Annotated in this window: 16 protein-coding genes and 1 pseudogene; 6 read left to right on the top strand and 11 right to left on the bottom strand. The window is 61.3% G+C overall.

Annotated features, from left to right (window positions below; translation table 11 throughout):
- Window positions 1–8 precede the first annotated feature (8 nt).
- Window positions 9–1,091 carry a bifunctional transcriptional activator/DNA repair enzyme AdaA gene (locus tag IB266_RS12555; protein WP_192261371.1) on the bottom strand — a complete coding sequence of 361 codons (1,083 nt, stop codon included), beginning with the start codon at window positions 1,089–1,091 and terminating at the stop codon, window positions 9–11.
- 211 nt (window positions 1,092–1,302) lie between these two features.
- On the opposite strand from IB266_RS12555, the gene IB266_RS12550 reads away from it, so the two are divergent.
- Window positions 1,303–1,890: a LysE family translocator gene (locus IB266_RS12550; RefSeq protein ID WP_192261370.1), complete on the top strand. Its 588-nt coding sequence runs from the start codon at window positions 1,303–1,305 to the stop codon at window positions 1,888–1,890.
- Window positions 1,891–1,979: 89 nt separating this feature from the next.
- Here IB266_RS12550 and IB266_RS12545 read toward each other — a convergent pair whose 3' ends face one another.
- On the bottom strand, window positions 1,980–2,804 hold the full coding sequence (locus tag IB266_RS12545; RefSeq protein ID WP_192261369.1) for a helix-turn-helix transcriptional regulator: 825 nt from the start codon (window positions 2,802–2,804) through the stop codon (window positions 1,980–1,982).
- A 137-nt stretch (window positions 2,805–2,941) separates the two neighbouring features.
- Between IB266_RS12545 and IB266_RS12540 the strand changes: the two genes are divergently transcribed.
- Entirely contained in the window at window positions 2,942–3,904 is a 963-nt protein-coding gene (locus IB266_RS12540; protein ID WP_192261368.1) for a sensor domain-containing diguanylate cyclase, read from the top strand.
- A 264-nt stretch (window positions 3,905–4,168) separates the two neighbouring features.
- Here the strand turns inward: IB266_RS12540 and IB266_RS31165 are convergent.
- A pseudogene (locus tag IB266_RS31165) lies at window positions 4,169–4,249 on the bottom strand (enoyl-ACP reductase); the annotation flags it as partial.
- Between the two features lie 160 nt (window positions 4,250–4,409).
- Here IB266_RS31165 and IB266_RS31160 point away from each other — a divergent pair.
- Both IB266_RS31160 and IB266_RS12530 read left to right on the top strand, forming a co-directional pair.
- Entirely contained in the window at window positions 4,410–4,820 is a 411-nt protein-coding gene (locus IB266_RS31160) for a lipid II-degrading bacteriocin (RefSeq protein ID WP_192261450.1), read from the top strand.
- 6 nt (window positions 4,821–4,826) lie between these two features.
- Window positions 4,827–5,294, top strand: a complete 468-nt coding sequence (locus tag IB266_RS12530) for a hypothetical protein (protein ID WP_192261367.1) — start codon at window positions 4,827–4,829, stop codon at window positions 5,292–5,294.
- Window positions 5,295–5,297: 3 nt separating this feature from the next.
- On the opposite strand, the gene fabI is transcribed toward IB266_RS12530, so the two are convergent.
- The 8 genes from fabI to gloB form a co-directional block, all read right to left on the bottom strand.
- The gene (gene fabI / locus IB266_RS12525; protein ID WP_192261366.1) at window positions 5,298–6,092 is read right to left on the bottom strand and encodes an enoyl-ACP reductase FabI; all 795 of its coding nucleotides are present in this window, start codon (window positions 6,090–6,092) and stop codon (window positions 5,298–5,300) included.
- A 20-nt stretch (window positions 6,093–6,112) separates the two neighbouring features.
- Window positions 6,113–7,723: an ABC transporter ATP-binding protein gene (locus tag IB266_RS12520; protein ID WP_060741966.1), complete on the bottom strand. Its 1,611-nt coding sequence runs from the start codon at window positions 7,721–7,723 to the stop codon at window positions 6,113–6,115.
- Window position 7,724: 1 nt separating this feature from the next.
- Window positions 7,725–8,744, bottom strand: a complete 1,020-nt coding sequence (locus IB266_RS12515) for an ABC transporter permease (protein WP_060741967.1) — start codon at window positions 8,742–8,744, stop codon at window positions 7,725–7,727.
- 1 nt (window position 8,745) lies between these two features.
- Entirely contained in the window at window positions 8,746–9,819 is a 1,074-nt protein-coding gene (locus tag IB266_RS12510) for a microcin C ABC transporter permease YejB (protein ID WP_060741968.1), read from the bottom strand.
- 4 nt (window positions 9,820–9,823) lie between these two features.
- The gene (locus IB266_RS12505) at window positions 9,824–11,677 is read right to left on the bottom strand and encodes an extracellular solute-binding protein (protein WP_192261365.1); all 1,854 of its coding nucleotides are present in this window, start codon (window positions 11,675–11,677) and stop codon (window positions 9,824–9,826) included.
- Entirely contained in the window at window positions 11,674–13,506 is a 1,833-nt protein-coding gene (locus tag IB266_RS12500; RefSeq protein ID WP_103308053.1) for an extracellular solute-binding protein, read from the bottom strand. Before IB266_RS12500 ends, IB266_RS12505 begins: the two co-directional genes overlap by 4 nt.
- Before the next feature lie 205 nt (window positions 13,507–13,711).
- On the bottom strand, window positions 13,712–15,160 hold the full coding sequence (locus tag IB266_RS12495) for a transglycosylase SLT domain-containing protein (protein ID WP_092165368.1): 1,449 nt from the start codon (window positions 15,158–15,160) through the stop codon (window positions 13,712–13,714).
- A gap of 99 nt (window positions 15,161–15,259) precedes the next feature.
- Entirely contained in the window at window positions 15,260–16,027 is a 768-nt protein-coding gene (gloB, locus tag IB266_RS12490; protein ID WP_192261364.1) for a hydroxyacylglutathione hydrolase, read from the bottom strand.
- Window positions 16,028–16,092: 65 nt separating this feature from the next.
- On the opposite strand from gloB, the gene IB266_RS12485 reads away from it, so the two are divergent.
- Both IB266_RS12485 and rnhA read left to right on the top strand, forming a co-directional pair.
- Entirely contained in the window at window positions 16,093–16,851 is a 759-nt protein-coding gene (locus IB266_RS12485) for a class I SAM-dependent methyltransferase (RefSeq protein WP_053119806.1), read from the top strand.
- A gap of 88 nt (window positions 16,852–16,939) precedes the next feature.
- Window positions 16,940–17,392, top strand: a complete 453-nt coding sequence (gene rnhA, locus IB266_RS12480) for a ribonuclease HI (protein ID WP_030142629.1) — start codon at window positions 16,940–16,942, stop codon at window positions 17,390–17,392.
- Window positions 17,393–17,403 lie beyond the last annotated feature (11 nt).

The raw sequence follows: 17,403 nt of genomic DNA, 5'->3' as shown, positions 1-17,403 counted from the left end.
CGGGACGCTCAAAACGCCAGGGGCAGTGAAACCTGCACCGCGGCTTTTTCCAGCCGCAACAGAAACGCCTTGCGCGGCTGGCCGCCACCATAACCGGTCAACGAGCCATCCGCTCCGATCACCCGGTGGCAGGGAATGACGATGGCCAGGCGATTCTGCCCGTTGGCCAGGCCCACGGCGCGGCTGGCACCAGGGCTGCCCAGGGCCGTGGCGATGCCGCCGTAGCTGCGGGTTTCGCCGTAGGGGATTTTTTGCAACTCGGCCCAGACCCGCACGGCGAAGGCGCTGCCGGGCATGTGCAGCGGGACATTGAACGTCGTGAGCTTGCCAGCGAAATAGTCGGCCAGTTCGGTTTCGATCTGTTGCAGGTGAGCGTTGTGCCCTGGTGCGACGGTGTAGCCGTAGCGTCGCTGCAGCTCTTCCAGCTCCTTGGTCAGGGCCGGGCGGTCGAGGAATTCCAGCAGCACCAGGCCCCGCCGTTCGGCCATGGCCAGCATCGGCCCCAGCGGCGTGGTCAGGCGGGTGAACAGCAGGGGTTCACTGAGGGCGGCGCGGCCCGGTGTGATGTGGAAGGATTTGACGAAAGCGTCCCGAAAACCGCTCAACGACTCATAACCGGAATCGAACGCCGCATTGTCGATGGAAGTGCCGTCCTTGATGCCGCCCAGGGCAATGCCCAGGCGGCGGGTGCGCAGGTAGGCGTGAAAGGTCATGCCGAAATGTTGCTTGAACCAGCGCCGCAGTTTCAGCGGTTCGATACCTTGTTCCAGCAGCAGGGCGTCGGTCCAGCGCAGGTCGGGTTCGGCGTCCACCGCTTTGAGCAGGGCCTGGATCCAGTCCGGCGCGATGGCGGCGGCGTCCAGCGGCTTGCAGCGCAGGCAGGCGCGGTAGCCGGCCGACATGGCTTCGTCGGCATGGGCGAAGAACTCCACGTTCTCCGGCTTCGGCTTGCGCGCGGTGCAACTGGGACGACAGAAGATGCCGGTGGTCTTGACCGCAGTGAAGAACACCCCCTCGTAGGCGGTGTCTCGTTCGAGCATGGCGCGGACCATCTCGGCGTGGGGCGGGAGCAGCGAGTCTTGTAGGTTCATGGGGCAGAGCATAGAACCGTGCCCGGGACGACTCCACCGGAAAATCGACAGTGAATTTTCCCGCAGTTGGTCGGATGCTCACGAGGATTGGCCGGCGACCGCACCGGCACCACTCGCACCGTGGATCCCCCAAGGGGCAGTTTTCTTCAATACCGGTAGCAACGGGAGATTTACCTTGATCGCCACCTCACAGATATGAAGAAGGTTTGCGATGAGTCTGATTCTTTCCATGGCGGCGTTTGCCTTAGTCGCCTCCATTACGCCGGGGCCGGTCAACATTGTGGCCCTCAGTTCCGGGGCTCGGTACGGGTTTCGAGCGACCTTGCGCCACGTGGCCGGCGCGACCCTGGGTTTTGTCTTGTTATTGGTGTTGATGGGGCTCGGGTTGCATGAAGTGCTACAACGCTGGCCTGGGCTCACGCGGGTGGTGCAACTGGGCGGTGTGGCGTTCCTTTTGTACATGGCCTGGAAACTGGCGATGGACAACGGGCACCTGGGCGCCAAGGACGAGGACCGGGCCCCGTCGATGTTCTACGGCGCGCTGATGCAATGGCTCAATCCCAAGGCCTGGCTGGCCTGTGTGGCGGGGATGGGGGCGTTCGTGGCTGATGGCGAGGCGCGGCTGGTGTGGCAGTTTGCGGCGGTCTACCTGGTGATCTGTTACCTATCGGTGGGCTGCTGGGCCTACGCCGGCAGTTTTCTGCGTACCTGGCTGGGGAATCCGGCGACCATGCGCCTGTTCAACCGGGCGATGGCGGTGTTGTTGGTGGCCAGTGCGGTGTATTTGGTGTTGCCTTGAGTCGAGCCCGCTGATCTTTGGCGACTGCTGCGCAGTCGAGCGGGAGCAAGCTCCCTCGCCACAGAATGTATTTAAGTCAGAGCGGCGCATCAACCGCGATACTGGCCCGGAGTAGCCGCCAGGTGTTGCTTGAAAGCGCGCTGGAAATGCGCCTGGTCGGCGAACCCGCTGTCCAGCGCCACGTCGGCGATCAGCTTGCCCTCGCGTAACTGGCGGCGGGCGAACTGGATCCGGCGGTTGACCAGAAAGGCATGGGGCGTCATCCCGTAGTGGCGCTTGAAGGCACGGCTCAGGTAGGACGGCGATAATTGTGCGGCGGCGCAGATGTCTTCGAGCCTCAGGGCTTCGGTGCAATGGTCGTGGATGAACTGCGCCGCGCGCATCAAACCCGGGTGGCTGCCCCGGTCCGGCCGGCCGGCAGGGTTGAGCCGTTGTTGCAGGTCAGTGAAAAACGCCTCGGCGGCGGTGCGCTTGCGGTCGGTGCCGAGCCGCTCATCCACCAGTTGCTCATACAACCCTTGCAACGCGGCAAACAGCTCGACATCACGGCTGTGGGTGGTGGAAAAGCTCTGGAAGTCCAGGGTTTCATCGAAACCGATACGACGTTGCAAATCCCTGAGCCACTGGGTATCGACGTACAGCATGACATACGACCACGGTTCATCGTCGATCGGGTTGCACGCATGGACATCGCCGGGGTTCATCAGCACCACCGTGCCGCACTGCACCTGGAAATTCGACCGTTCATGAATGTAGGTGCTGCGCCCGGCGGTGATCGCTCCGATGGAAAAATGGTCGTGGGAGTGGCGTGAATAGCAGACCTTGCGCCCATCGGCGATGGCCCGGGCTTCGATGAAGGGCAGGGCCGCGTCGCGCCAGAAGCGTGGGGCGGCGTCATGGGTGGCGTGCTTCATCGGTCAGCGTCCTCGTCTTGAACCTGTGAAGCAGTGTATTAGCCCTGGTCGGCAAATGCCCGTTGGATTTAGCCGTTCGGTTTGAACGGCAGTGGTACTGAACTAGACTTCATGAAGCCCCGCCCATGGAGTTCCCGATGCTTGCGCCAGGTAAACCGGACAACGAGGCCGTTCGCCTCAAGAATCTGCATTCGCTCAAGCTACTCGATACCGCACCCGAAGAGCGGTTTGACCGCCTGACCCGCCTTGCCCGGCGTCTGTTTGACGTGCCCATCGCCCTGGTGTCCTTGGTGGACGCCAACCGGCAGTGGTTCAAGTCCAGTGCCGGCCTGGATGCCAGCGAAACCCCGCGGGAAGTTTCCTTTTGTGGGCATGCGATTTTGCAGGATCAGATCCTGGAAATCTGCGACGCGGAGCAGGACGAGCGGTTTCACGACAATCCGTTGGTCACGGACACGCCTGGCATTCGCTTCTACGCCGGGCATCCGCTGGGGTTGGAGGATGGCAGCAAGCTTGGCACGTTGTGCCTGCTCGACACCAAGCCGCGCCAGCTCAATGACGAAGAGCGCGAACTGCTGCGCGACTTGGCGCGCATGGCCGAGCAGGAAATGGTTGCGGTGCAGATGGCGAGCATGGACGAGTTGACGCTGTTGTCCAATCGGCGCGGCTTCAAGACGTTGGCCCAGCATGCGTTGAATGTGTGTGATCGCTTGTCGCGACCGGCGACGCTGCTGTTCTTCGACCTCAACGACTTCAAGCCGATCAACGATCGCTATGGGCATGCCGAGGGTGACAGCGCGCTGAAAACCTTCGCTGATGTGCTGCGTATCGCCTTTCGCGAAAGTGATGTGATCGGTCGCTTGGGCGGTGATGAGTTCGTGGCGCTGCTCACCGGCTCTTCCTATGTCGAGACTTCGGCGATCATGGCGCGCCTCAAGGAAATCCTCGATGAGCGCAATGCGATGTTGCAGCGTGGCTATGACATTCGTTTCAGCGTGGGCCAGATCGAATACGACGCCCAGCGCCATCGGTCAATCGACAACCTGTTGGCCGACGCGGATGCGGCCATGTACGCCCAGAAACAGGCGTTGCGCCGCTGACATTCAGCATTGATGCAAGCTGACCCACCGCTATCGCGAGCAAGCTCGTTCCCACAGGGGATGTGTGGTGGGCGCGACTTCTATGAACACCTGGAACCAATGTGGGAGCGAGCTTGCTCGCGATGACGGCGGTACATCCAACATCAATGCCAGCTGATCCACCGCCATCGCGAGCAAGCTCGCTCCCACGGGGAGGTGTGGTGGGCATAAAAAACGCCGCTTGGCCTTTCCAGGGCAAGCGGCGTTTTTGCTGTAGCGTGAAGATTACTCTTCGAGGTTACCCATGGCGGTGGTGTTGAAGCCGCCGTCCACGCACATGACTTCACCGCTGATGCCAGAAGCAACGCAATAAATATGTACCGCACCAAGGGTATGGGGAATACGCAGAATGAGTTTCTCGCATCGTGTGATGCGGATTCATAGCTGCAGTGTTATCCATTACTCACTTGGCGAGTACCCGTATGAATACCGAATTACCCCCGACATTTGTTTACCCCGATGATTTCTGGGGAAGGGCAAGCCTGTCAGCGTCCGGCTGGATAGAATTGGTATCAGCCCTACGCCCAGCAAAATTCCAGATTTGATGGCGATTATTAATACGGCGGGTGTAGGCGTTACCAGCGTCAATCTCAAGATGCCTTATTCCACGGCCCAGGACTCAAACGTCGCACGGATCTACCTTGGAAACATTACGCTTCAAATTACCGGAGACGTTACTCGATATGCATCAGGTACTCTCAAGTTCTCTGGAAAGATAAAAGCGTACTCGGATCGTTATGATGCTAATGCCAGCAGTCATAGGGCTGCCTTTGATGAGCAAGCCACGAGCGCGCTCCGTGAAGTGGGAAGGGTCGCCAACGCACGGGATTATGAAATTCGAATCACTGGCGAGCTGCCAATCAATTTCTCTAGGTAAGTAGCCATGGCAGCAGGAAGACACACATTAAGTCTCGCCGCCATTGCTTCAGTGATGGGCGCATGCGCATTGTTGTTCTTTTTTGCGCTGGAGGGTGTCTCGGAAAATCCCAATGATTTAAGTGATACCCGGGGTATTCCCGCGGTAGCGATGTACACGGTCATGCTGATTATCTTGACCGCCGCTTCGGTGGCCCTGACGGGGTTGGGTTATCTGTTTCAAAGGCTTCTAAGGCGACGTGCTTTCAAATGGCGCATTGGCGTGTATGCGTTGACCAATGTCCTGCTTTTCCTTACGTCGCTCATGGGGACGTTCGTCGCCGCCATCTACACGTACGACACCATCGCAGGTGTATTGGGGGGGGCTGCTGTTTGTGTTCTCCCTTGTTTTGGTTCTGATTGGTTTTCCACGGAAATCGGGATAAAAAAAGCCGCGGGCCCTTTGCAGAACCCGCGGCTTTTTTATGCGCGGTGAAGATTACTCTTCGAGGTTACCCATGGCGGTGGTGTTGAAGCCGCCGTCCACGTACATGATTTCACCGCTGATGCCCGACGCCAGGTCCGAGCACAGGAAGGCGCCGGCGTTGCCGACTTCTTCGATGGTGACGTTGCGACGCAGCGGAGTTTGCGCTTCGTTGGCGGCCAGCATCTTGCGGAAGTTCTTGATGCCGGAAGCGGCGAGGGTGCGGATCGGGCCGGCCGATACGCAGTTGACGCGGGTACCCTCCGGGCCCAGGGAACCGGCCAGGTAACGTACGCCGGCTTCCAGGGAGGCCTTGGCCATGCCCATGACGTTGTAGTTCGGCATGGTGCGCTCGGCGCCCAGGTACGACAGGGTCAGCAGGCTGCCGTTGCGGCCTTTCATCATTTCGCGACCAGCCTTGGCCAGGGCCACGAAGCTGTAGGCGCTGATGTCGTGGGCAATGCGGAAACCTTCGCGGGTGGTGGCTTCGGTGAAGTCGCCGTCCAACTGGTCGCCCGGGGCGAAGCCCACGGAGTGCACGATGCAGTCCAGGCCGTCCCACTTCTTGCTCAGCGCTTCGAAGACGTTGGCGATTTCTTCATCGCTGGCCACGTCGCACGGGAAGCACAGCTCAGGGCTCGAGCCCCAGCCTTGTGCGAACTCTTCGACACGACCCTTGAGTTTGTCGTTCTGATAAGTGAAGGCAAGCTCAGCGCCCTCGCGATGCATGGCGGCGGCGATGCCGGATGCGATGGACAGCTTGCTGGCGACACCGACGATCAGTACGCGCTTACCGGCGAGAAAACCCATGTGTTGCTCCTCTTTTCAGGTTATTCGGCAGTTGTTGGGGCCAGGAAGGCGGCCTCCAGCAACTGCTGTGTATAGGGGTGCTGCGGCGCGGCGAATATGCTGCGGGCATCACCTTGTTCGACCACTTGGCCATGCTTGACCACCATCAATTGGTGGCTCAGCGCTTTGACGACAGCCAGGTCATGGCTGATAAACAGGTACGTCAGGTTGTACTTGGTTTGCAACGACCGCAACAGCTCCACCACTTGGCGTTGCACGGTACGGTCCAGGGCCGACGTTGGTTCATCCAGCAGAATCAACGCCGGCTTGAGCACCAGGGCCCGGGCAATGGCGATACGCTGCCGTTGCCCTCCGGAAAATTCATGGGGATAGCGGTTCCGGGTTTCCGGGTCCAGGCCTACCTCCTTCAATGCCGCGATTATCGCTTGTTCCTGTTCGGCCGCGGTGCCGATCTTGTGGATTCGCAGGCCTTCGCCGACGATCTGGCTGACACACATCCGTGGGCTCAGGCTGCCGAACGGGTCCTGAAACACCACTTGCATCTCCCGACGCAGTGGCCGGACCTGTTGCTGCGTCAGGCTGTCCAGCGGCTTGCCTTCGAAGCGGATCCCGCCCTGGCTGCCGATCAACCGCAGGATTGCCAGCCCCAGGGTGGATTTGCCGGAACCGCTTTCGCCGACGATACCCAGTGTCTGGCCCTGGGGCAGGCTGAAGCGGATGCCGTCCACGGCCTTGATGTAGTCCACCGTGCGTTTGAACAGGCCTTTCTTGATCGGGAACCAGACTTTCAGGTCCTCGACCTGCAACAGCGGCGGGCCGACGACGTTGTTCGCCGGGGTGCCGCTGGGCTCGGCGCCCAGCAGTTCCCGAGTGTACGGATGCTGCGGCGCGCGGAACAACTCTTCGCACGATGCCTGTTCGACGATGCAACCGCGCTGCATGACACATACGCGATGCGCAATTCTTCGCACCAGGTTCAAATCGTGGCTGATCAGCAGCAACGACATACCCAATCGCGCCTGCAACTCCTTGAGCAATTGCAGGATTTTCAGCTGGACGGTGACGTCCAGGGCGGTGGTCGGCTCGTCGGCGATCAGCAGTTCCGGCTCGTTGGCCAGGGCCATGGCGATCATCACTCGCTGGCGCTGGCCGCCGGACAACTCGTGGGGCAGGGCCTTGAGGCGCTTGTGGGGCTCGGGAATGCCGACCAGCTCCAGCAACTCCAGGGTCCGGCGGGTCGCGACCTTGCCGCTCAGGCCCTTGTGGATGCCAAGTACTTCATTGATCTGTTTTTCAATGCAGTGCAGCGGGTTGAGGGAGGTCATCGGCTCCTGGAAAATCATCGCGATCCGGTTGCCGCGGATATGGCGGATGGTCTTTTCCTTCAATCCCAGCAAATCCTGGCCGGCGTACTGGATGGTCCCGGTGGGGTGATGGGCCAGCGGGTAGGGCAGCAAGCGCAGGATCGAGTGAGCGGTGACCGACTTGCCCGAGCCGCTTTCACCCACCAGGGCCAGGGTTTCGCCGCGCTTGATGTCGAAGCTGACGCCCTCGACCACGCGCTGACGGCGTTCGCCGACAATGAACTCCACCGCCAGGTCGCGCACTTCGATCAGATTGTCCTGGTTCATATCACTTCCTCGGATCGAAGGCATCGCGAGCGGACTCGCCGATGAACACCAACAGGCTCAGCATCACGGCCAGCACGGCGAACGCACTGATGCCCAGCCACGGCGCCTGGAGGTTGGATTTGCCCTGGGCCACCAGTTCGCCCAGGGACGGCGCGCCCGGCGGCAGGCCAAAGCCGAGGAAATCCAGGGCGGTGAGGGTGCCGATAGCGCCGGTGAGGATGAACGGCATGAAGGTCATGGTCGAGACCATGGCGTTGGGGAGGATGTGCCGGAACATGATCGCGCCGTTCTGCATGCCCAGCGCCCGCGCGGCGCGCACGTATTCCAGGTTGCGCCCGCGCAGGAACTCGGCGCGGACCACGTCCACCAGGCTCATCCAGGAAAACAGCAGCATGATGCCCAGCAGCCACCAGAAGTTCGGCTGCACGAAGCTGGCGAGGATGATCAGCAGGTACAGCACCGGCAGCCCGGACCAGATTTCCAGGAAGCGTTGGCCGGCCAGGTCCACCCAGCCGCCATAGAAACCCTGCAGGGCGCCGGCGATCACGCCGATGATCGAGCTGAGCAGCGTCAGCGTCAGGGCGAACAGCACCGAGATACGGAAGCCGTAGATCACCCGGGCCAAAACATCGCGGCCCTGGTCATCGGTGCCCAGCCAATTCACGGAGGAGGGCGGTGCCGGGGCCGGGACCTTGAGGTCGTAGTTGATGCTCTGGTAGCTGAACGGAATCGGTGCCCACAGCACCCAGGCGTCCTTGGCCGCCAGCAGTTCACGGATGTACGGGCTCTTGTAGTTGGCTTCCAGGGGAAACTCGCCGCCAAACGTGGTTTCCGGGTAGCGCTTGAGGGCCGGGAAGTACCAGCCGTCGTCGTAATGCACCACCAGCGGCTTGTCGTTGGCGATCAACTCGGCGCCCAGGCTCAGCCCGAACAGGATCAGGAACAGCCACAGCGACCACCAGCCACGCTTGTTGGCCTTGAACAGTTCGAAACGACGGCGATTGAGAGGGGACAGGTTCATCTCAATGCTCCCGGCTTTCGAAGTCGATGCGCGGATCGACAAAGGTGTAGGTCAGGTCGCCGATCAGTTTCACCACCAGCCCCAGCAAGGTGAAGATGAACAGGGTGCCAAACACCACCGGATAATCGCGGTTGATGGCCGCTTCGAAACTCATCAGGCCCAGGCCGTCGAGGGAAAAGATCACTTCCACCAGCAAGGAACCGGTGAAGAAGATCCCGATGAACGCCGAAGGGAAGCCGGCGATCACCAGCAGCATGGCGTTGCGGAAGACATGGCCGTAGAGGACCCGATGGCGGGTCAGGCCCTTGGCCTTGGCGGTGACCACGTATTGCTTGTTGATTTCGTCGAGGAAGCTGTTCTTGGTCAGCAGGGTCATGGTGGCGAAGTTGCCGATCACCAGGGCGGTCACGGGCAAGGCCAGGTGCCAGAAGTAATCGAGGATCTTGCCGCCCATGCTCAATTCGTCGAAGTTGTTGGAGGTCAGCCCGCGCAACGGGAACCAGTCGAAATAACTGCCGCCGGCAAACACCACGATCAGCAGGATGGCGAACAGGAACGACGGGATCGCGTAGCCGACGATGATTGCCGAACTGGTCCACACATCGAAATGGCTGCCATGCCGCGTGGCCTTGGCGATCCCCAGCGGGATCGACACCAGGTACATGATCAGTGTGCTCCACAGCCCGAGGGAGATGGACACCGGCATCTTTTCCTTGATCAGGTCGATGACCTTGGCATCGCGGAAGAAACTGTCGCCGAAGTCCAGGTGGGCATAGTTCTTGATCATGATCCACAGGCGTTCGGGGGCCGACTTGTCGAAGCCGTACATGCGTTCGATTTCCTTGACCAGCGTCGGGTCCAGGCCCTGGGCCCCGCGGTAGGAAGAACCGGCCACCGACACCTCGGCACCGCCGCCGGCAATGCGGCTGGTGGCGCCCTCGAAACCCTCGAGCTTGGCGATCATCTGTTCCACCGGCCCGCCGGGCGCGGCCTGGATGATGACGAAGTTGATCAGCAGAATGCCGAACAGGGTCGGGATGATCAGCAGCAGTCGCCGAAAAATGTAAGCCAGCATCTTGTTACTCCACGCTCGCAGGGGCGGCGATTTGCTGCTCGATGACCTGCTTTTCTACTTCATCGGCCGGCTTGACCTCCGGCTTGACCCACCAGGTGGTGGTGCCGATGTCATAGGTCGGCGTGATCTTCGGATGACCGATGTGGTTCCAGTAGGCTACGCGCCAGGTCTTGATGTGCCAGTTGGGAATCACGTAGTAGCCCCATTGCAAGACCCGGTCCAATGCCCGGGCGTGAGCCACCAGGCTCTTGCGCGAGTCGGCATTGATCAATTGCTCCACCAGTTGGTCCACGGCCGGGTCCTTCAGGCCCATGGTGTTGCGGCTGCCGGGCTTGTCGGCGGCGGCGGACATCCAGAACTCACGCTGTTCGTTACCCGGCGAGCTGGATTGCGGGAAGCTGCCCACCACCAGGTCGAAGTCCCGGGAGCGCACGCGGTTGATGTACTGGGAGACGTCCACCCGGCGGATCACCAGGTCGATGCCCAGGTCGCTCAGGTTGCGCTTGAAGGGCAGCAATATACGCTCGAACTCGGTCTGGGCCAGCAGGAACTCCAGCACCACCGGTTTGCCTTGGGCATCGACCATCTTGTCGTCGACGATGCGCCAGCCGGCCTCTTGCAGCAATTGGTAGGCCTTGCGCTGCTGGTCGCGGATCATGCCGCTGCCGTCGCACATGGAAGGCTGGAAGGCTTCGCTGAAGACCTGCTCGGGGATTTTGCCGCGCAGGGGTTCGAGAATCTTCAGTTCGTCTTCGCCGGGCAGGCCGGTGGCGGCCATTTCCGAATTCTCGAAATAGCTGCGGGTGCGGGCGTAGGCGCCGTTGAACAGTTGCTTGTTGGTCCACTCGAAATCCAGCAGCAGGCTCAAGGCCTTGCGCACCCGCACATCCTGGAAGACCGGTCGGCGCAGGTTGTAGATAAAGCCCTGCATGCCGGTGGGGTTGCCGTTGGGGATCTGTTCCTTGATCAGCCGGCCTTCGGTCACGGCCGGGATGTTGTAGGCGTTGGCCCAGTTCTTGGCGGTCATTTCCAGCCAGTAATCGAACTGCCCGGCTTTCAACGCTTCGACCGCGACGGTGTTGTCGCGGTAGTAGTCGGTGACCAGCACGTCGAAGTTGTAGAACCCGCGATTGACCGGCAGGTCCTTGCCCCAGTAGTCCTTCACCCGCTCATAGCGGATCGAGCGGCCGGCCTTCACTTCGGCGACCTTGTAGGGGCCGCTGCCCAGGGGGATCTCCAGGTTGCCCTTGTTGAAGTCGCGCTCGGCCCACCAATGCTTTGGCAATACCGGCAATTGGCCGAGGATCAACGGTAGCTCGCGATTATGGGTGTGCTTGAACTTGAACAGGACTTTGAGCGGGTCTTCGGCGATGACTTCGGCGACGTCGTTGTAGTAGCCGCGGAACATCGGTGCGCCGTCCTTGGTCAGGGTCTGGAAGCTGAAGACCACGTCTTCCGCCCGTACCGGATGACCATCGTTGAAACGGGCTTCGGGGCGCAGGTAGAAGCGCACCCAGCCATTGTCCGGGGCTTTCTCGATTTTTTCGGCGATCAGGCCATATTCGGTGAAGGGTTCGTCCAGGCCCTGCTTGGCCAAGGTGTCGTAGATCAGGCCGATGTCATCGGCTGGCACGCCTTTGCTGATGAACGGGTTGAGGCTGTCGAACCCTCCAAAGCCGCCCTGGCGGAAGATACCGCCTTTGGGCGCGTCCGGGTTGACGTAGTCGAAGTGCTGGAAGTTGGCCGGGTATTTCGGCGGCTCGTTGTACAAGGTCACGGCATGCTGCGGCGCGGCGCAGGCCAGCCCGGCGAACAACAGGCTGCTGGCCTGCAGGAGCAGGGCACGTAAAGGCTTCATTGATCTTTCTCCGAAGATTTCAGCCACCAGGCGCTCAGGCCCAGGGTATAGGGCGGCGTGGTGACGAAGGCGAACCGGTTGCGGTACGCCAGGCGATGATAATTGAGATACCAGTTGGGAATGCAGTAATGCTGCCACAGCAGTACGCGATCCAGGGCCTTGCCGGCGGCGACCTGTTCGTCGCGGGTCTGGGCGGCGAGCAGTTTCTCCAGCAGATGGTCGACCACCGGGTTGGCGATCCCTGCGTAGTTCTTGCTGCCCTTGACCCCGACCTGACTGGAGTGAAAGTACTGCCATTGCTCGAGGCCCGGGCTGAGGGTCTGGTTCAATGTCAGCAGGATCATGTCGAAGTCGAACTGGTCCAGGCGCTGTTTGTATTGGGCGCGGTCCACCGTGCGCAGCCGGGCTTGAACACCGATGCTGGCAAGGTTTTCGACGTAGGGTTGCAGGATACGCTCCAGGTTCGGGTTCACTAGCAGGATTTCGAAGCTCAGGGGCTGGTGGTCGGCGTTCAGCAGGCGTTGGCCGTTGAGATTCCAGCCGGCTTCCTTCAAGAGTCCCAATGCCTTGCGCAGGGTTTCCCGGGGAATGCCGCGCCCGTCGGTCTTGGGCAAGCTGAAGGGTTCGGTGAGCAGTTTGGGCGGCAATTGATCCCGGTATGGCTTGAGCAGCAGCCATTCATGCCCCACCGGCAGGCCAGTGGCGGAGAATTCGCTGTTGGGGTAATAGCTGAGGGTGCGCTTGTAGGCGCCGCTGAACAGGGTGCGGTTGGTCCACTCGAAGTCGAACATCAGCCCCAGGGCTTCGCGCACCTTGACCTCGGCGAACGTGCCGCGCCGGGTGTTCATGAACAGGCCCTGGGTCTGGGTCGGGATCTGGTGGGGTATCTGCGCCTTGATCACATCGCCCCGGTTGACCGCCGGGAATTGATAGCCGTTGGCCCAGTTCTTGGCCTGGTGTTCGATGTAGATGTCGAACTCGCCGGCCTTGAAGGCTTCGAAGGCGACTTCGCTGTCACGGTAGAACTCCACGTCCATGCGGTCGTAGTTGTACTTGCCGCGATTGACCGGCAGGTCCTTGCCCCAGTAGTCCTTGACCCGCTCGAACACCAATTGGCGGCCTGGCTGCACTTTGGTGATGCGATACGGCCCGCTGCCCAGGGGCGGTTCGAAGGTCGTCGCCTTGAAGTCGCGGCCTTTCCAGTAATGCTGGGGCAGCACCGGCAGCTCGCCCAGGCGCAGGATCAGCAAGGGATTGCCCGAGCGCTTGAAGACGAAGCGGATTTTCAGCGGATTGAGAATGTCGACCCGCAGCACTTCCTGCAGGTTGGTGCGGTATTGCGGGTGGCCATCCTTGAGCAGCGTCCTGTAGGAGAACGCCACGTCATAGGCGGTGATGGGTACGCCATCGTGGAAGCGCGCTTCGGGACGCAGGTTGAAGACTACCCAGCTGCGGTCTTCGCTGTATTCCACCGACTGGGCGATCAGGCCATAGCTCGACGTCGGTTCATCACCGGACGGTGCGTACTGGCCAGTGCCGACCATCAGCGGTTCGTTCAGCTCATTGATGCCGTATTGCAGGAAATTGGGTGTGGAAACCGGGCTGCTACCCTTGAACGTGTAGGGATTGAGCGTATCGAAGGTGCCGAATGCCATGACCCGCAAGACTCCGCCCTTGGGCGCTTGCGGGTTGACCCAGTCGAAGTGGGTGAATCTGGCCGGGTACTTGAGCGTGCCGAACTGCGCATAGCCATGGCTTTCGCTGATGGTTGCGCTGGCGGGAGAGCTCAAGGCCAGGCTGATCAGGAGCAGGAGGAGGGGACGTATCAAGTCTGAGATCCGATCCAGGCGGCTTGGGCTTTATGGCCTGTACAGTAACAGCTTGTATCGGCAGGAAAAAGGCGGGGGCTGTAGGAGCTGTCGAGTGCAACGAGGCTGCGATCTTTCCCCAGACACTTGAGTCCCAAGCGAAAGATCAAAAGATCGCAGGCTTCGCCAGCTCCTACACACAGCCCAGCGGGAGCCCCCGGTCATGTCAGTGCGGCGAGTAGACCGTCAGCATCTGCCCAGGCTTGAGTGCCTTGCCCATCCGCGGGTTCCAGCGCTTGAGGTGCTGCATTTCCACGTTGAAGCGCTTGGCGACGACGTACAACGAATCGCCCTGCTTGACCTTGTATTGGGTCTGCTTCTTCTGGTCCTTGCTGTTGGCGGCCACTACGGTGCTGATGCGCTTGCCGGTGGCCTTGCTGGCCTTGGCGTCTTGCATCACCAGGGTCTGGCCGACCTTGAGCTTGTTGCCGCTGAGTTTGTTCCAGCGTTGCAGGTCCTTGGTCTGGACGTTGTTGGCCTTGGCGATCTGGGCCAGGTTGTCGCCGCGCTTGACGCGGTAGGTGCGCCTGGCACCTTCCACTTCGCTGTCGTCGGCTGATTCGAAAACCGGCTTGAGCGCGCGCTGGCTGATCAGCTCTTCCGGGCGCATGGTCGACAGGCTGGCGGTCAGCAACTGGGCCTTGGACGTCGGCACCAGCAGGTGCTGGGGGCCGTCGATGGTGGTGCGCTGCTTGAAGGCTGGATTGAGCTGGAACAGCTCGTCTTCGTCGATGTTGGCCACCGCCGCGACCTTGGACAGGTCCATGCGCTGGTTGATCTCGACGACCTGGAAATACGGTTCGTTGGCGATCGGGTTGAGGTTCACGCCATAGGCGTCGGGTGCGAGCACCACCTGGGACAGCGCCAGCAACTTCGGCACATAGGCCTGGGTCTCGCTGGGCAGCGGCAGGTTCCAGTAGTCGGTGGGCAGGCCAAGCTTCTCGTTGCGTTCGATGGCGCGGCTGACCGTGCCTTCACCGGCGTTGTAGGCCGCCAGCGCCAGCAACCAGTCGCCGTTGAACATGTCATGCAGGCGCGTCAGGTAGTCCATGGCGGCCGTGGTGGAGGCGGTGATGTCGCGTCGCCCGTCATAGAAGCGGGTCTGGCGCAGGTTGAAGTAACGCCCCGTGGACGGGATGAATTGCCACAGCCCCACCGCGTTGGCCCGGGAATAGGCCATGGGGTTGTAGGCGCTCTCGATCACCGGCAGCAGCGCCAGTTCCAGCGGCATGTTGCGTTCTTCAAGGCGTTCGACGATGTAATGGATGTACAGGCTGCCGCGCTCACCGGCGTTTTCCAGGAAGGAAGGGTTGCTGGCGAACCACAGGCGCTGTTGCTCGATGCGCGGGTTGACGCCGGCCGTTTCCTGCAGCTGGAAGCCCTGGCGCATGCGTTCCCAGATGTCCTGGGGCACTTGGGGGCTGGGTTTCTCGGTGAGCCATACCGGCTTCTGTTTGGCGCGAGCGGCGATATTCGGGGTGTGCGCCGCATCGGTCTGCGGCAGCTGGCTCGTGCTCTGGCAGCCCGCCAGGGTGGCGGACACAGCCACCGCGATGGCTTGAGCCAAGCGGGTCAATGTGTCTGACTGGACGGACCTGCGTATGGATGACGACATTGGCTGGAAGTAAGTTCCGGGCAAAAATGTCGGCCGATTCTAGGAAGCGCACCCCAACAGGTCAACCTTTCAGAATTTTTGTATCAATCGATAGCTGCCTTAGAACGTATCTTTCCAAGCCCTCAAGGCCGCAAAAACCTCACTCGGCGTCTGGTTTCGCTGGCCGCTCCGTTCGTCTGCTTTTTGTTTAACGGATGTTTCAGTCGTACGCAGAAACGGGTTGGTGAGTTTTTCCAGGGCCAGGGTCGAGGGCAGCGTCATGATGCCTTCGTTGCGTTGGCGGGCGACTTTTTCCAGGCGGGCGGCGATGTCCGGGTTGCCTGGCTCCACGGCGGCAGCGAACTTCAGGTTGCTGAGGGTGTATTCATGGGTGCAGTAGACCAGGGTATCTTCAGGCAACGCGGCGAGGCGACCCAGGGAGTGGTGCATCTGCGCGGGCGTGCCTTCGAAAAGCCGGCCGCAGCCAGCGGCGAACAGGGTGTCGCCACAAAAGAGCAGGCCATGGTGGTAGTAGGCGATGTGCCCCAGCGTATGGCCAGGTACCGCGTAGACATCGAAGTCCCAGCCGAGCACGCTCACCTGGTCGTTGTCATGCAGGGCCTGGTCCCGCGCCGGGATGTTTTCGCTGGCCGGGCCGTAAACGGTGGCGTTCGTCGCATTCTTCAGCGCCTGGACGCCGCCGACATGATCATGGTGATGGTGGGTGATCAGGATGTCGCTCAGGACCCAGCCCGGATGGGCGTCGAGCCAGGCCTGTACTGGCGCGGCATCACCCGGGTCGACCACGGCGCAGCGCTGGGTGGAGTGATCCTGTAACAACCAGATGTAGTTATCGGTGAACGCGGGCAGGGCACTGATCTGTATCATCGCGGAATTCGCCAAGCGGAAAACAAAGGCGCATCTTAGAACTTCCTGACGCGTTGGAGAATGCAATGACCGATGAAGCGTTCGCTCAGGCTGATCCTGACTGGCTGGCGTTGATCAGCGCGGCCCGTGAATGGCTGTCCGGCCCTGTCGGGCAATTTTTGCTGGAAGAGGAACGGCGCATGCTCGAAGACGAGTTGGGCCGGTTCTTTGGCGGCTATCTGGTGCACTACGGGCCTTCGGCGCAAACCCCACCGTCGGCACCGCAGGTCCAGCGCAACGTACGCCTGGGGGCGCCGTTGCCCGGGGTGGAAATCGTCTGCGAGGAGCAGGCCTGGCCCCTGAGCGAGCATGCCGCCGACGTGGTGGTCATGCAGCACGGCCTGGATTTCTGCCTGTCGCCCCACGGTTTGCTGCGTGAAGCCGCCAGCAGCGTGCGCCCTGGCGGGCATCTGTTGATCATCGGTATCAACCCCTGGAGCACCTGGGGGTTGCGTCATGTGTTTGCCCACGACGCCTTGCGCCAGGCCCGCTGCATCTCGGCGTCGAGGGTCGGCGACTGGCTCAACCTGCTGGGCTTCGCGCTGGAGAAACGCCGCTTCGGGTGCTATCGTCCGCCGCTTGCGTCACCCAAGTGGCAGGCTCGCCTGGCCGGCTGGGAGCGCAAGGCCGGCGACTGGCAGCTGTCCGGCGGTGGTTTCTACCTGCTGGTGGCGCGCAAGATCGCGGTCGGGCTGCGCCCGGTGCGTCAGGCGCGACGCGAGCCGATGGGCAAGCTGATTCCCTTGCCGATGGCCAAGGTCAATCGTCGTCACATCGAGCCATAACCCCTTTTAGCAGGCCTGGCCGGCCTTTCGACTACAGGCATCAACCGCCTGATCGGCTGGCCTTTGCATTTTTTCTGGATAGATTGGCATGAGCGATAGCGTAGAACTCTTCACTGATGGCGCCTGCAAGGGCAACCCCGGCCCGGGCGGCTGGGGCGCGTTGCTGGTGTGCAAGGGCGTGGAGAAGGAGCTCTGGGGCGGCGAAGCCAATACCACCAACAATCGCATGGAGCTGATGGGCGCCATCCGTGGCCTGGAAGAGCTCAAGCGGCCTTGCGATGTATTGCTGGTGACCGACTCGCAATACGTGATGAAAGGCATCAACGAGTGGATGGCCAACTGGAAGAAGCGCGGCTGGAAGACGGCGGCGAAGGAACCGGTGAAAAACGCCGACCTCTGGAAGCTGCTGGATGAGCAGGTCAACCGCCACAACGTCACCTGGAAATGGGTGCGTGGCCACATCGGCCACCACGGCAACGAGCGGGCCGACCAGTTGGCCAACCGTGGGGTGGATGAGGTGCGGGGCTACAAGCAGGCCTGATAGGGGCGTTG

The organism is Pseudomonas sp. Pdm06 (genome assembly GCF_014851795.1).
GTDB classification, from domain to species: domain Bacteria; phylum Pseudomonadota; class Gammaproteobacteria; order Pseudomonadales; family Pseudomonadaceae; genus Aquipseudomonas; species Aquipseudomonas fluorescens_AA.
This window is presented reverse-complemented; position numbering and strand designations above follow the sequence as displayed.

Excerpts from the sequence above, each read along its gene's own strand:
- IB266_RS12555 (WP_192261371.1), bottom strand. The coding sequence starts at position 1,091 with ATGAACCTACAAGACTCGCTGCTCCCGCCCCACGCCGAGATGGTCCGC.
- IB266_RS12510 (WP_060741968.1), bottom strand. The coding sequence starts at position 9,819 with ATGCTGGCTTACATTTTTCGGCGACTGCTGCTGATCATCCCGACCCTG.
- fabI (WP_192261366.1), bottom strand. The coding sequence starts at position 6,092 with ATGGGTTTTCTCGCCGGTAAGCGCGTACTGATCGTCGGTGTCGCCAGC.
- IB266_RS12485 (WP_053119806.1), top strand. The coding sequence starts at position 16,093 with ATGACCGATGAAGCGTTCGCTCAGGCTGATCCTGACTGGCTGGCGTTG.
- rnhA (WP_030142629.1), top strand. The coding sequence starts at position 16,940 with ATGAGCGATAGCGTAGAACTCTTCACTGATGGCGCCTGCAAGGGCAAC.
- IB266_RS12515 (WP_060741967.1), bottom strand. The coding sequence starts at position 8,744 with ATGAACCTGTCCCCTCTCAATCGCCGTCGTTTCGAACTGTTCAAGGCC.
- IB266_RS12505 (WP_192261365.1), bottom strand. The coding sequence starts at position 11,677 with ATGAAGCCTTTACGTGCCCTGCTCCTGCAGGCCAGCAGCCTGTTGTTC.
- IB266_RS12530 (WP_192261367.1), top strand. The coding sequence starts at position 4,827 with ATGGCAGCAGGAAGACACACATTAAGTCTCGCCGCCATTGCTTCAGTG.
- IB266_RS12550 (WP_192261370.1), top strand. The coding sequence starts at position 1,303 with ATGAGTCTGATTCTTTCCATGGCGGCGTTTGCCTTAGTCGCCTCCATT.
- IB266_RS12540 (WP_192261368.1), top strand. The coding sequence starts at position 2,942 with ATGCTTGCGCCAGGTAAACCGGACAACGAGGCCGTTCGCCTCAAGAAT.
- IB266_RS12495 (WP_092165368.1), bottom strand. The coding sequence starts at position 15,160 with ATGTCGTCATCCATACGCAGGTCCGTCCAGTCAGACACATTGACCCGC.
- IB266_RS12545 (WP_192261369.1), bottom strand. The coding sequence starts at position 2,804 with ATGAAGCACGCCACCCATGACGCCGCCCCACGCTTCTGGCGCGACGCG.
- gloB (WP_192261364.1), bottom strand. The coding sequence starts at position 16,027 with ATGATACAGATCAGTGCCCTGCCCGCGTTCACCGATAACTACATCTGG.
- IB266_RS12520 (WP_060741966.1), bottom strand. The coding sequence starts at position 7,723 with ATGAACCAGGACAATCTGATCGAAGTGCGCGACCTGGCGGTGGAGTTC.